At 36.3% G+C, this 15,232-nt stretch carries 8 protein-coding genes and 2 pseudogenes; 9 read left to right on the top strand and 1 reads right to left on the bottom strand.

Annotation, left to right across the window (positions count from 1 at the left end):
* The first annotated feature begins 10 nt into the window (after window positions 1-10).
* The 9 genes and pseudogenes from C8D70_RS11205 (at window position 11) to C8D70_RS20810 (ending at window position 14,985) form a co-directional block, all read left to right on the top strand.
* Window positions 11-9,973 carry a SpvB/TcaC N-terminal domain-containing protein gene (locus tag C8D70_RS11205; RefSeq protein WP_110367373.1) on the top strand — a complete coding sequence of 3,321 codons (9,963 nt, stop codon included), beginning with the start codon at window positions 11-13 and terminating at the stop codon, window positions 9,971-9,973.
* An 11-nt stretch (window positions 9,974-9,984) separates the two neighbouring features.
* Window positions 9,985-10,380, top strand: a complete 396-nt coding sequence (locus C8D70_RS11200) for a hypothetical protein (RefSeq protein WP_110367372.1) — start codon at window positions 9,985-9,987, stop codon at window positions 10,378-10,380.
* 106 nt (window positions 10,381-10,486) lie between these two features.
* Window positions 10,487-12,007, top strand: coding sequence for a polymorphic toxin-type HINT domain-containing protein (locus C8D70_RS11195; RefSeq protein ID WP_317047794.1), 1,521 nt, complete (start codon window positions 10,487-10,489; stop codon window positions 12,005-12,007).
* A gap of 8 nt (window positions 12,008-12,015) precedes the next feature.
* A complete protein-coding gene (locus tag C8D70_RS11190; RefSeq protein WP_146212880.1) occupies window positions 12,016-12,426 on the top strand; it encodes a hypothetical protein in 411 nt (136 codons plus the stop codon).
* A gap of 137 nt (window positions 12,427-12,563) precedes the next feature.
* The gene (locus tag C8D70_RS21060) at window positions 12,564-13,007 is read left to right on the top strand and encodes a hypothetical protein (protein ID WP_228408018.1); all 444 of its coding nucleotides are present in this window, start codon (window positions 12,564-12,566) and stop codon (window positions 13,005-13,007) included.
* Window positions 12,965-13,735: pseudogene (locus C8D70_RS11185) on the top strand (RHS repeat-associated core domain-containing protein); the annotation flags it as partial. The gene C8D70_RS21060 and the pseudogene C8D70_RS11185, both read left to right, overlap by 43 nt.
* A 64-nt stretch (window positions 13,736-13,799) precedes the next feature.
* Window positions 13,800-14,297 carry a hypothetical protein gene (locus tag C8D70_RS11180; protein ID WP_146212879.1) on the top strand — a complete coding sequence of 166 codons (498 nt, stop codon included), beginning with the start codon at window positions 13,800-13,802 and terminating at the stop codon, window positions 14,295-14,297.
* A gap of 244 nt (window positions 14,298-14,541) precedes the next feature.
* A complete protein-coding gene (locus C8D70_RS11175) occupies window positions 14,542-14,748 on the top strand; it encodes a hypothetical protein (protein WP_262509787.1) in 207 nt (68 codons plus the stop codon).
* An 87-nt stretch (window positions 14,749-14,835) separates the two neighbouring features.
* A complete protein-coding gene (locus tag C8D70_RS20810; RefSeq protein WP_181416124.1) occupies window positions 14,836-14,985 on the top strand; it encodes a hypothetical protein in 150 nt (49 codons plus the stop codon).
* 64 nt (window positions 14,986-15,049) lie between these two features.
* On the opposite strand, the pseudogene C8D70_RS11170 reads toward C8D70_RS20810, so the two are convergent.
* A pseudogene (locus C8D70_RS11170) lies at window positions 15,050-15,232 on the bottom strand (IS256 family transposase); the annotation flags it as partial.

The following is a 15,232-nucleotide window of genomic DNA, read 5'->3' as shown; positions in this document are numbered from 1 at the left end:
CACACAAATAATGAGAAAGCCACTATTAAGTGTTTTGAGACAAAACACAAAATTGCTTAATTCAATTATATTTTTTACCTGTTGGTCTCAATTACACGCTCATGCCAATTCAATTTTTCTGAATAAAGGAGACAATGTAGCTCCTATTATGGGGGGTTCATCCTCTCCGGATAGAAAGATTAAAAATAAAGAGCCGGAAAAAAGCAAAGATATACCAGACTCTTCTAATCCAAAGAGAAAAACGGGACACGGAAATAAAATTCAACCAGCCAATATAGCTCCTGCAATTACTACATTATATGAAAATGATTTTGTTCATGCAGGAACATCCGGGAAAACAAGATATTACCCTTCAGATATTAAAGAAGGAATTATTGGAACAGATGCAGATCATCCGATAGACCAGGTGTATGATAATATCTTCACCATTTCGCTAAATGAAAAAATCAATCCAGCTTACCAATATACCTTGGAATATGATTTATATGGAGCAGCGAGTTATAAAGAAGTAAGTAAAGTTGTCAATGATGAATTAGCGGCAGGCGGAAATCACCTTCAAAAGGCTGAAGGATGGATGCGTCAATCCGAACCTATATCGGTAAGTTGTATTCATCAGGGGATTAACACAATTATCTTTACCATACCTCATCTGTCGAAATACAGCTATAAAGTAAGAAATCTTCAAATAGGAGTTTCTGAAAAAAAACAAAATCTTGGAAGTATTGATGAAAAATATAATGCTGCCACTGTTTCAAAGTTTATAGCGAATATCGGAGGCATAGAAAAAATAAGCTTGGGTTCGGCAGAGCTTGTCATTCCTCAAGGATCGTTGAAGAGTTCGGAAAGCTTTTCTATTACTGCCCTCAGAGATATAGATATGCCCGCCTTATCACCGGAAATGGTGAATGTAACCTCACAAAATGCAGGATATCGGTTTCTTCCTCATGGTGAGCATTTCTCGGCTCCTGCAAAAGTGGCAATAGGATATGATAAAAGTAAGATCCCGACAGGATATACTGAGCAGGATGTACGAACCTATTATTTTGACAAGCAGCAAAAAAAATGGATTGCTTTGGAAAAAGATACTTTGAATCACCAGCAAAGTGCTTTAATTTCAAAGACCACCCATTTCACCGATATGGTAAACGGAATTCTGAAAGTTCCTGAGTCTCCTGAAACAGGAAGCTATGCTCCCAATTCTATTAAAGATATAAAAGCGGCAAACCCTTCAGAAGGAATTGTAAGCATTGCTCCTCCTGCACCCAACAGTATGGGAAGCGTAACAACAAATTTTCCCATTAAACTTCCTGCGGGAAGAGCAGGAATACAGCCCTCATTAAATGTAAGTTATAGTAGTGAAAGCGGAAATGGCTGGATGGGGATGGGATGGGATATGTCAATACCTGCCGTTTCTATTGATACCCGATGGGGAGTGCCAAGATATGATAGCGGAAAGGAAACTGAAATTTATTCTTTAGGAGGAGAACAACTGACTTTTGAAGTAAGTCCTGGTGTTTTTGCGATGCCGAACAGAAACGAAGGCTTTGAAAAAGGAAGGTTGTCAGACAGACAGTTTTATCCTAGAATCGAGGGCGCTTATAACAGGATTATAAGAAAAGGAACTAACCCTACAAATTATGTGTGGATTGTAACTTTTAAAGACGGAACTCGTTCTTGTTTCGGAGGTGATGAAAATGGAAATGTGATTGAGAATGCGGTATTAAGAGATACACCTATTCCAGATAATTCCGGAAATATCGGATATTGGGCATTGTATAAAACTATTGATACCAATGGAAACTATGTAAAGTATGAATATAATAAGAACGCATACAGCTCTTCCGGAGCACTTGGAAACGGGGGAAAAGAAATGTATCCCAGCAAAATAGAATATACTATTAATGATGCTAATCCTTCTTTAAAAAAATACACAGTTAATTTTGGCTATGATGCTCAACAGAGAGAAGACGTACAGGTAAATGCAAGGTTAGGATTTGTACAGGTAACTTCAAAACGACTAGGAAATCTTCAGGTTTTGTATGATGGGGCAAAGGTAAGAAGCTATGATTTTCAGTATAAAACCGGAGCCTTTTCTAAATCTCTTTTGGAAAGTATTACCGAAAAAGATGCTGCTGATAATATTTTTTATACCAATAAAATAGAATATTTTAATAATATAGAAACCTCCCAATATGCTCCTGAGACCACTATTGATGCCGTTGCGAATGATGCCGGAATTAACAGTTCATCTTTATTAGGACACGGAGACTCTAAAAATACAACGGTAGGAGGAGCTCTTACATTTGGAATTGCTCTGGCAGGAGATACGAAAGGATATAACCCTTTAATTAAAAGCGCTACTCTAGGTGGAGATTATCAATATACTGAGGGACAAGGTGGAGGAAGACTCTCTATCACAGATATTGATGGAGACGGCTTGCCGGATAAAATTTTAAAGAATGACTGGAACTCACCGGATACGGTTTTCAAGTATAGAAAGAAAGGACCGGATGTCAGTCCTTTTGGAGGCAGCTTAATAACCCCTGAAAACTCAAAAGCATTTTCTTATTCAAAAAACTATACAAATGCTGTGGGATTCCAGGCTACAGCAGGTGATTTGGTTAGTGCATCATTTTCATCTGGAACTTCTAAAACCAAAGACTTTACCTATAATTATTTTACGGATGCCAATAGTGATGGTATACAGGATATTGTAAATAACGGACAGGTATATTTTGGAAGGGTAGACAACGGAGTTTTAAAATATACGACAGATGTATCACTTACCCCAAACCCTATTCAAAAAGGAGCTGCTGTAAGTACTCCAAGTGTGGATTGTAATGATATATTGGAAGACTATAAAAACTCACCGCTTCATGATGTGGTGAAGGCATGGAAAGCTCCTTTTGACGGGACGGTTTCTTTAAGCGGAATCATCAAATTAAAGAATCCATCATTAAGTCCTGATGGAGTAAAGATAAGTATACAGCAATATAAATCTCAAACAAATACATCTTCTGTTTTAGTTCCGTTTACTATACTTAATGGTGTAAGCAGCAGCTATTCAGTTTACCAGCCGACAGTAGCAGTGAAGGCAGGTGACTATATTTATTTTAGAGTTAATTCGATAGATAATGGTGTTGGAGACATAGTGGAGTTACCAATAAATATTAAATACACATATATTGATTTATTATATCCATATCCGGGCGGTACCCAATGGTATAAAGACTCATCCGAGACTTCACTGGGGCAGTATAGTAATGTGAATCTTGTAAGCTCTAAAGGAGGAACAGGAATCCCTGTAAATGTAAACTCGGGAATAATTTCAGGAACATTCATTAAGCCGGTAACAGTAAGAGACATTCAGGTTGATGTTGTAAGAAAACAATCAAATGGTACCGTAACCACGATAGGTAGTCAGCTGTATGCGGCGGCTAATACGGGAAACCTGCCTGTTGTTTTTAATACAGGAGTTTTGGGCGAAGGAGATATTCTGTATTTCCGGGTAAAATCGGATGTTAATGAGACGTGGGAAAATTTAAAATTTAATAATTTAAAACTTACTATCAATTATAGTGGAAGTGATATAGAGCTGCCCGTCATCCCTGATTTTCAGTTTTTCAATTTAAGAACAAATACAGCCTCCACATTTAAGGGATATTACTTTTGGGGAAATTATGGAAGTCCTTATGGCATCTATGCAAAGCTTACAGGCAAGCCGGCAGGAAAGTACACCTATGTAGTAAGAAAAAGCGCAAGACAGCAGGGGAACTTTTTTGACAAGACGATTACGACTATAAATTGGACCGGGAGTGTTAACTCTATTCAAGACCTTTCTATTTATCAGAATATGGGCTCTTACATGGATTATTATGTAGAATGCTACTCGGATCTTATTTCTGATGAAGGATTGGAAGGGCCTATTCCGGGTATGCAGGTAGAAATTCGTGAGTCTGCAGCGTCAAATCCTTCTGCTCCTAACGTATTTAGTACTTTTGGTATCAATGTCTATGGGAGAGACAAAGATAATATATATCAGGAAGGATCTACTAATCTTTCCAAAGATGATGCAAGATTTGGGACAATGTATAGAAACTGGGGACAATTTATTTATCATGGCGGATATGGAACTTTACCCACTGCCTGCAGCCAGTTACAGAGCCAGTTGACAGATTATGGAAGCCAGGCAATAGACCAAAGCAAATTAGTGCCTCCGAATAATCCCAATGATTCCACCCCTTTAAATGAAAGGATGTTTATCATGATGAACGCCTACAATGGAAAAGATTTTAATGCCCAGACCAACACGGATTATGTGCAGAGGCTGATCGGAATCAGTAAATCAGCCTATGTAGAAGGCCAGGATGTTTCTGCTTCCAGGATGGGAATGGCTGATATGGGAATTCTTTCACAAAGTACTCCGGCAAGCACTCCAGGAATTTTTAATGCACCTGTTAAACAGTCAAAAGCCAAGAATGGGAATACAGGAACTTCGGGGGGGGGCTTCATTTTTTCATTGAACAAAACAACATCTACAGGTGAAACAATCAATGTACTGGACTATTTCGATATGAACGGAGATGGATATCCGGATGTATTGAACGGGAATAGTATTCAGTTTACCAATATGATCGGCATGCTTTCAGGCAATACACTTCCCGGAGCTAATGATAATTCACATAGAACAGAACATTCTAATTCTGGGTTTGGAATGGGGCAAAATTATCCGCTATCAGGAAAATCTAATAATACTAGCAATAAGAATGCACAACAGGCTGCCGAAGCAGGAATTAATTTCTCTGCGGGTACGTCTAACGGAACAGACCATTCAGACTACAGCTATATAGATATTAACGGAGACGGCTTGCTGGATAAAGTTGCTGTGAACGGACAGGTTCTACTTAATTTAGGATATTCTTATGCTGCTCCGGAAACCCTTTCATACGATAAATTCAGAGAAGGAAAAACTACTTCTTCTAACCTTGGAATAGGAGCTTCGATAGGAGGGACAATAACAGATAATTTACCTAAAGGGCTGAGCATGTTTAATGCAAGTATATCTTTTGGAGCTGGAAAATCTGAAACCCTTTCTGATCAGAAAACATCACTGGTAGATATAAATAATGACGGATTAGCAGATTTAGTCAGCAGCTCCGGAGGAAACCTTAGCGTACAGCTGAATACGGGGAACAGATTTGTTGCTACACCGTGGAATGCTTCTTCAGCAATCCAGCAGGATGTTTCCAGAGGATATAATATGAATATAGGAGCTACGGCATCCATTCTTATCCCTATTGGAACTACAGGAAATTCTTTTAAAATTTCTATAAATCCAAGTGCGAGCTTTGGAGAAGGAGACAGCAACGTTCAGCAGCAGATAATGGATATGAACGGAGATGGCTATCCGGATTTAGTAAAATCACAGGTAGACGGAAACGGGAATTTTATTAACAATTCCGCACTCGTAAAATATTCTACCATAGGTGCCACCAACCTCCTGAAAAAAGTAACAACCCCAATGGGTGGCTCATGGGAAGTTTCTTATGAGAGAGTTGGAAACACCTATGATATGCCTCAGAGCAAATATGTATTAAAAAGTGTTATTAACAATGACGGTTTCACAGGAGATAATGCGTATAGTCCGGATGTATCTAAAATTACAGTAAACTATGAAGAGCCTTACCACAGCAGAAGAGAAAGAGCATTCTATGGATTTAGGCAAGTTACAGTCAATCAGATTGACACAAAGCAAGGGGGAGTTTCTTCAAATGTAGTGTATAGAAAAACAATCCAAAGATTTAATAACAGTAATTATTACCTGAAAGGGGCATTGCTTACTGAAAGGCTGATGGATGTTAATGATAAAGCATGGACGATTAAAGTCAATAACTATTCATTAAGAAAGATACAAAGTACGAACGATGCATTTGTATATAAAGAAAAAGAAGATGAAAAAACATATCAGAATTATGCTTGTTTTGTAGCATTAGATAATACCAATTCTCAGTTTACAGAAGGAGAGATTGGTTTGAAAACTACCCTTACGAAGATGAAAACCTATGACCAATGGGGGAATGCTGTGGAAGTAGAAGATTCTGGAGATCCAGATATAGGAGCATCAGAAATCGTAACAAGTAAAGTCACCTATACATTAGTTAACCCATCTCTATACATTATGATGCCTACATCAGTGAAAAATACAGCACAAGGGGTTACCAGAGAGAAAAAAGCAGAATATGATTCCAAAGGAAATCTTTCAAAAATGACCATTCTTAGCCAGGGGACTAATTATTCAGTTTACGATTTTGAATATGATGCCTATGGAAATATAACAAAATCTACAGGGCCTGCAAATGCTCAGAACCAAAGATTCTTCCATCAGTATACCTATGATGATAATGTGAAAACGTATCCGGTAAAAGTTCAGGACGCCTTTGGGTACAGCAGCAAAACGAAGTATGACTTCCGTTTCGGAGTACCTACCTATACTGAAGATATGAACCTTCAGCCTATGAAGTATGTATATGACGCCAAAGCAAGAACTACGGAAATTACCGGGCCATATGAACTCTTTAACAATATTCCGTGGACGATTAAGTTCGAGTACAGCCCGATTACCAATGCACCGCTTAATGCTTCCAATGCACAGTCTTTTGCCGTTACGAAACATTATGACCCGGAATATACGGACAGCACCATCAATACCATTACCATTGCAGATGGTTTCGGGGGAGCCGTTCAGGTGAAGAAAACCGGAGATGTTCATAATCAGGGATTGAAATATATTGTAACAGGTAAAGTAGAAGAGGATGCGTTCGGAAGAGCAATAAAAACATACTACCCAACGGTGGAAGATGTCAGCTCATCTAATATGCTGTATAATGCTGGCGTAGATACTATTGAGCCAACCATCAGTCAGTATGATATTTTAGACAGGGTAGTGTATACAAAACTGCCGGGAGAAAACCTGTTCTCAACCATTAAGTATGGTTTCGGAACGGATGTTCAGGGGAGAAATATGTTTGAAACTATTTTCACAGATGAATTGGGAGGTGTTAAGAAAACCTTTACAGATATCAAAGGCAGAACAACCTCTGTTCATGAAGTTTCCAATACCGGAGATATTAAAACCCAATTCACCCATGATGCTATAGGAGAGATCCTTCAGGTAAAAGATGTAAATAATAATATTACAACATCAGTTTATGATGATTTGGGAAGAAGAATTTCTTATACCCATCCGGACAGTGGAGTTACCACTTATAAGTATGATCCGGCCAATAATATGACTTCCAAAACCAATGCGGCTAATGAAACCGTAGAATATAAATATGATTATTCAAGGCTCAAAGAAGTTACATATCCTTTATATCCTGAAAATAATGTAAAATATTACTACGGAAATGCATTGGATGCTTCAGCAATGGATAATAATGCGGTAGGAAGATTATGGTATCAGACAGACGCTACAGGAACACAGTACCTGAAATACGGAAGACTGGGCGAGCTTACTTACCAGAGACGTTCAGTGGCGGTGCCGGGAGCAGGAGTGTATTGGTTTGGAACCGAATGGAAGTACGATACATGGAACCGTGTGAAGTCTATTATCTATCCGGATGGTGAAGTGGTGAATTATAAATACAACAAAGCCGGTAACCTGAATAATGTTTCTTCTGATAAGGATGGTAATCATTATAAAATGATCAATGGAATTGGCTATGATAAATTTGAGCAAAGAGTATACCTGGCTAACGGAAACGGAACGGAAACCACTTACGAATATGAAACCAACCGCAGAAGGCTGCTTAAAATGTATGCGAAAAACAGCAGCAGGTACTTTATGCAGAATACCTATCAGTATGATGTGATTTCCAATGTGATGCAGGTGCATAATAACGCACCTATTGTCAACGGATTATTAGGAGGAGGCACAAACTATGCTTATGGCTATGATGACCTGTACCGTCTTACCTCTGCTTCAGGAAACTGGAGAGGAATCAATACCCAGGCGCAGGAAGAACGCCACCGCTATACGGTTACCATGTCTTATGATAATATGCATAATATCATGAGCAAAACCCAGAAGCACGAATGGACTACCGGTGCAACCAATAATAACTGGACAGCAATGGAACCAACGTCGTACAGACTGAACTATAAGTATGAAGATGCTGCACATCCGCATGCACCATCAAGAATTATTGATGAACCGAACTTAGTACCATCCTCTACATGTTGTAATCCTGATGATCCGGGAGTAAAATTCCAGCATTATGTATATGATGCAAAAGGGAACCCTACTGCGATTAATCAGGAGACATGTACTTATACTGAGAAAAAAGCAAGATATAAGTGGGATGAGGAAAACCGTCTTCGTTTCGTAGATACCAACCCATCTACACCTGAAGTTGATGGTGCTGCAATCTATACTTATGATGCAGGAGGTGAAAGAATTATTAAAGATGTCATGTATTCCGGAGTCGTACTGAGAACTAATGGAGATGCACAGCCTCTTCCACCACCTCTCGTTTCTCATGCTGCGACTATATATCCAAATGGATTGCTGACTATGAGTGTATCATTTGATGATTTAGGAACGGTTTTAAAACCCCGTTATACCAAACATTATTATGCAGGAAGCCAGAGAATAGTTACTAAAAATGGAACAAGCGATAATATTGGAGTTTTTGATTGTAATTGGCTGATCATTCCGTTTGGAGGAAGTACGCCGCCTATTAATCCTGTCACCGTATCCAATACTATTCTGCAGACGGCAACACAAAGCAGCCTGATAGTAATGCAGCAGAACAATATTACCCCACCACCCAATTATGGGCAAAATGCAGGATACAATGGAAACTGTGTCAATAATTACACAGGACCAAAAGAAGAACAGATCTATTGGTTCCACCCGGATCACTTAGGCTCCAGCAGCTATATCACCGGAGCAGATGGAGAAGTAACCCAGAATATAGAATACTTCCCAAGTGGCGAGGTTTTTGTAGAGAATCATAATAAGACAAGTAATAATAGTCCGTATAAATTTAATGGCAAGGAGCTGGATGGTGAAACAGGATATTATTACTATGGAGCGAGATATTACAATCCTAGGGTGAGTTTATGGTTGAATGTGGATCCACTGGCGGACTATAATCCTTTCTATAACTCAGAGCATTATATTGATGGTGAGCACAATGGAGGGGTTTATAATTCTGGGAATAACAACCCTTATATTTATTGTTACCAGAGTCCTATCGTATATTACGATCCAAATGGGAAACAATCTAAATTCTGGACTAGAACTTGGGGAGGAGTTCAAATGGTAGGTGGTGCTGTAGAAGCAGTTATTGGAGGTGTTGGAGGTGTTGTTACCGCAGAAACAGGAGTTGGGGCGGTTGTTGGTTACGCAGTATTAATAAACGGTATCGATAACACAGTAGCAGGAGCAACACAATTATGGACGGGTGAGTCTACTCAAACAGCATTGCATCAGGGTACAAAATATGTAGCAAAGAAAGCAGGTGCAGGCGAGAAAAATGCTGAGCTATTAGCAAGTGGCATTGATTTGTCTACAATGTTTTTGGGTAATGCTAATGCTTTCAAATCCATTAAGCTTTTTAATAGTACGACAAAAAATCTTTCTATGGAAAGTAAAATTGCAACTTTTGCACAAAAAGCGAATATTTATAGTGGACAGTTAGGATTAGATAAGAAAAATGGGAAAGCAATAATTGAAGCTTATTATCAGGAAATGAAGGCGGGAAAATTTAATAAACAAGGTGCAGGGTTTGTTACTAAAGATGGAAAAATAGTTTTGACAGAGGGAAATCATAGCATGAATGCTGCTATTAGATATGCACTCGAAACAGGAGATGTTAAATACATAAAACGGATTCTGAGTGGTAACTTTACACGTAATGTTGATTTGAAAACATATAATATTAAAATAAAAAACTTTCATACAAAATAATAAATGTAAATATGAAAATATCAGTGATGTATGTAGATGACAATTATCAACAGTTCCTCGAAAGGCAGGATATAGTCGCGGTAAATTTTCCTATAAAAAAGTCAATGAAAATTTTTTCAGACTATGATAAAATTAAGTATAAAGAAAAATTAAAACTAAAATCGGAAATTGAAGAGATTCTAGGTTTTTCAGATCCAAATTTAGATTCTAAAGAGGCGATAGAAAATTTTTTAGTCTTCACTTATTATTTATTGAAAATAAAAGATAAATTAATAATATTTACAGCTGGGCTTTCATATAGTTCTATTGATCATTATATCGAAGTAATGGAAGTTATTTTAAATAGTTTTAGTAATAAAGCACTTTATATAGTAAAAAACTATCCCCGCGACACAAAAATTTTATGACTTTGAGCTATAATAAACCCGCTATGCAAAGTCTGCGACTTTGAGTAGACGTAAAAGCTACTGCATATTGCAGTGGCTTTTTTTCTAGAAAAATTTTAAATTTTGTATCATCACAGGAACAAAAGAGCAGGAAGTCTATTGGTTCCATCCGGATCACTTAGGCTCCAGCAGCTATATCACCGGAGCAGATGGTGAAGTAACCCAGAATATAGAATACTTCCCAAGTGGCGAGGTATTTGTAGAGAATCATAATAAGGCGAGTAATAACAGTCCTTATAAGTTTAATGCTAAAGAACTCGATGCAGAGACAGGGTATTACTATTATGGAGCTAGGTATTATAATCCTAGGGTGAGTTTATGGTTGAATGTGGATCCACTGGCGGACTATAATCCTTTCTATAATTCTGAGCATTATATAGACGGTGAACATAATGATGGTGTTTATAATTCTTACAATACTAATCCATATATTTATTGCTACCACAGTCCTGTAGTATTAATTGATCCAAACGGTAAGCAAACATGGGGGTATGGTATGAGTAGTGTTCCTGCCAATCAGAGACAAAATGTAGTAAGGGGGATGAACCAAACGTATAAGCCTTATGGACAAGCTACAGTTTATCTTGGAGCAGTAATATTAGATGTTTATGTGACAAAAGGGTGGGCAACTAGATCTCTAGTTGCTTATGAGGCAGGAAGTGCCTATCATAGCATGGAAATGCAGTCTTATTGGAGAAGCAAAGGGAAAACAACGGAGGCTAAAAAATATGAAGAAGAAGGTGCTGATGCTACTAAGAATTTGTCTATTTATGGAGTTTCAGCAGCAGCAGGAGGCTTACTGAAATATAAACCTTGTGGATGTTTTATTTCAGGAACTCAAGTTTTGACAGAGGATGGATATAAAAATATTGAAGATATTAGAGAGGGTGACTTAGTTTGGGCATATGATGAAAAAACTAGTGATCTAAAAGCTAAAAGAGTAATAAAAACTTATGCTTTAAATTTTTCTCAAATCTTCAAAATTTATATTGGTGATGAAGTAATAGAAGCAACTCATGAACATCCATTCTTTATAGGAGGAAAGTGGCTTAATGCAGATCAGTTAAAAGAAGGAGATTATGTAACACTATATGATAATACTACCAAAAGAATTGACAGAATAAATTTTATTTCTAAAGGGAATTTTAATGTTTACAATTTTGAGGTAGAGGATTATCATTCATATTTTGTAGGTAAGAATAAAATTTTAGTACATAATGGAAATCCTTGTGCTGTTTCCTACGGTAGTAACATGCTTACTAAATTTAAGAAACATTCTGCAGAAATTATTGGGGCTGCTAGAAAAAATGGCATAGCTTTACCAAAGGGAGTCTCATCCATTGAAACACAAAACGCCTTTAAAGGATACATGCAGCATGTGGTTAAAAATGGTGAATCTTATGTTAGTGATTATATGACAGTACAAGACGCAATTTGGTCCAAGCTTGGTGAATCTATTGTTATAAGAAAAGCAAACGGAGAATTTGTTACACACCTTACAACTGGAACAACGCAAGGGAAAAAATTGTTGGAACATTATGAGCAAGTAGTTTCTAAATCAACAAAAGCAATACCTTTAACACATTAATTATGCAAATGAATACATTGATAGGTTTAAAACTAAAAGGGATATATAAAGTATATGTATTTGAAGAAGAATGTTTTCAAACAGATGATTTTATATTATTAGATCATGAAAAGAACTATTATCATTTAAAAATTGAAGATAATAAATTAAAGATAAAAAAGATTAATTTTTTAAAAGATATAGATCTAATTTGGGATTCTGATAAGGAATATTCAATAGGAATTAAAGTTATTTGTGAAGGTCATTATGGCGAGATTATCTCTGAAAAAAAATATTATCAAGATCAGAATTATAATTATTTGATAGAATATTTAGGGAATGAAGATACTTTTTTATTGGGTTTGGTTCTTGGATTTGATGAAGTTAATTTAATTTTTGATAGAAAATATTCTGAAGAATTAAAAGAAAGGTATAAATAAAATAATAAATTTACTGATTGCCCGCTACGCAAAGTCTGTGACTTTGAGCTGTAGTAAAACAAAAGCCACTGCAATAGCGGTGGCTTTTGTTTTACTACAGCAAGTGCGGTAGCAGGGGAACCAGCCAGAATATCGGGATGTTTGATTGTTATTGGCTGATCATTCCGTTAGGAGGAACCACTCCACCAATAAACCCGGTAAATGTATCCAATACTATTCTGCAAACCGCTACCCAAAGCAGCCTGAATGTCATGCAGCTGAACAGCATTACTCCACCGCCTAACTATGGACAAAATGGAGGGTACACTGGAAATTGTGTCAATAATTACACAGGACCGAAAGAAGAGCAGATCTATTGGTTCCACCCGGATCACTTAGGCTCCAGCAGCTATATTACCGGAGCAGATGGTGAAGTAACCCAGAATATAGAATACTTTCCAAATGGCGAGGTTTTTGTAGAGAATCATAATAAGCAAGTAATAACAGTCCGTATAAGTTTAATGGCAAGGAACTTGATGCTGAAACAGGGTACTACTATTATGGAGCTAGATATTATAATCCTAGGCTTTCATTGTGGTTGAATGTGGATCCGCTTGCGGAAGATTACCCCTCTTTATCACCATATATTTATGTGGCAAATAATCCAATCAAATATATAGATCCTGATGGTAGAAGAATCAAACCTTCTTCTAATTGGGCAAAAGCTGGACATACAATATTTAACACGTTATATTATTTCGCTATGAATAATAAACTTTATAGTGATAAGAAAGATAAGTCTGGATATAATTGCAGCATGTGTTGCATTAATGCTTTGGAAACAAATTTAGGAAGATTATATAGTTCTGGGTTTAAGAGATTGGATAATTATGATAAAATGATTCAGCAAATAGGTAAATTAGGATATCAAGGTGATAGAGAAATTGCACATCCTTCTTTAAACGGAAAAATACTTAATAGTAATAATTCTGTTGCAGACTTTTCATCCAAAAATTTTAATACCGGAATTGTTGATAACCTTATGGATCAGCTTAAGGGAAACAAAGGAGTTTATGTTTTTGGTGTTGGTATAGCGAATGGTTATCACAGTACGATAGTAACAGCATATAATGATGGAACAAAAATAAGAGACAACGCAAATAATATAACATATACTTCCAGTGAAACAAACCCAATTTTTGTTTTTATTGAAGATATTGGGGGTGCTAGAGTTTTTACAGCTAGGGGATTAGAGGCTAAATTTCAAGAATTCTATATTAGTGCCGCTAAATACTATTCAGGTCAAAAAAGATCGATGGAAAGAGTGTAAGCAATACAGGTGCGAAAGATATGGGAGCAAGAATTGATAACTTAGAGTATAAAAAAACAAAATAATGATTAAATACGTTTTACTAATTTTTGTCTGTCTTATGTCTTGTAAAGATGTAAAAGAGAATAGCTTTCAAAAAGTAGAGTATAAAGATTTTAGTTTTAACATTTATAAGAAATATCATAAGAATTACTTTGTTGACTCAAGTAATGTAGACCCTTTAAATTTTGTTAAAATATATACAGAATATTGTAAAATTGATTGTAGAGAAGATGATTATTATTTGGAGAAGGAGGTTAATTTATTCAACGATAAAAAGGATAATGTTTTTTATTGTGAATTAGTAAGGTTCAAAAATTCTATAAAAATGAACTATGTGATAGAACAAATTAAAATTAAAAATTGTATTGATCCCTATAATATTAAAATTAATAAAATATATGAGCTAGATCCTAGATCTGCAATTTTTGTAAATTATTCTAATTTTAATGTTGACGATTTTCAAACATCTATTTTATCAAAATATGGAAAATACAAAATAGTTGATGTTAACGAGCATTGATGTGTTAGAAAGACGTATTTAATATGAGACGTTTATAAATTTTAAGCAATAAAAAAGAACCGCCACAACATTGTAGCGGTTCTTTTATAAAGACAACTTATTTAATAGAATATTTCCCAAGTGGCGAGGTATTTGTAGAGAATCATAATAAGGCAAGTAATAATAGTCCTTATAAATTTAACGCAAGGAGCTGGATGGTGAAACAGGATATTATTACTATGGAGCTAGATATTATAATCCTAGGGTGAGTTTATGGTTGAATGTGGATCCACTGGCGGACTATAATCCTTTCTATAACTCAGAGCATTATATTGATGGGCAACATAATGGAGGAGTATACAATGCAGGAAACCTGAATCCTTATATTTATTGTTACCAGAGTCCAGCTAAGTATGTAGATCCAAATGGAAAACAGACAGTTGCTCAGCTTGCTTCGGGTGCAGCTATATGAGCAATTACTGAATATATTGGAATTGTAGGTTCAAAAATGTTATTTGAACATATGACATTTACACAAGCCAATAAAGACTAGGATGGGATGATGCAATTGATTACTGTTGCTGCAGGAGTAGGAGCTATAGAAGGCTCAATAGATGCCGGAATAGGGACGTTAACTAAATTGCTGCTTCATAATTTTATTATTGTTAAAAATCTGGTGCAAAGCAACAACTATGATGGATGGAATTAAATTTTATTTGATGAATGGACACTATCCCACAAAGTGTGTAAGTTAAAAAGTTAGGGCTTGGATTTTATAATCTGAGCCTTTGTTCAAAAATAAGCATAAACTGGTTAAGAACAATACCCCAATTTTGAATTGGCATTGTCCATTTTTTAGTCGCTTCTTTTAAAGCGAGATACACTGATTTCATGACGGCATCATCTGTAGGAAAAGACATTTTGTTTTTGGTGTATTTTCTGATTTTTCCGTTGAG

The organism is Chryseobacterium sp. CBTAP 102, assembly GCF_003201365.1.
GTDB classification, from domain to species: Bacteria; Bacteroidota; Bacteroidia; order Flavobacteriales; family Weeksellaceae; genus Chryseobacterium; species Chryseobacterium candidae.
The sequence above is the reverse complement of the archived record's forward strand: the minus strand, read 5'-3'. Positions and strand labels throughout refer to the sequence as shown.

Bases quoted from the DNA above. Each gene is read 5' to 3' on its own strand.
- C8D70_RS11205 (WP_110367373.1), top strand. From the start codon at position 11: ATGAGAAAGCCACTATTAAGTGTTTTGAGACAAAACACAAAATTGCTT.
- C8D70_RS11200 (WP_110367372.1), top strand. From the start codon at position 9,985: ATGAAAATATCAGTGATGTATGTAGATGACAATTATCAACAGTTCCTC.
- C8D70_RS11190 (WP_146212880.1), top strand. From the start codon at position 12,016: ATGAATACATTGATAGGTTTAAAACTAAAAGGGATATATAAAGTATAT.
- C8D70_RS21060 (WP_228408018.1), top strand. From the start codon at position 12,564: ATGTTTGATTGTTATTGGCTGATCATTCCGTTAGGAGGAACCACTCCA.
- C8D70_RS11180 (WP_146212879.1), top strand. From the start codon at position 13,800: ATGATTAAATACGTTTTACTAATTTTTGTCTGTCTTATGTCTTGTAAA.
- C8D70_RS20810 (WP_181416124.1), top strand. From the start codon at position 14,836: ATGATGCAATTGATTACTGTTGCTGCAGGAGTAGGAGCTATAGAAGGC.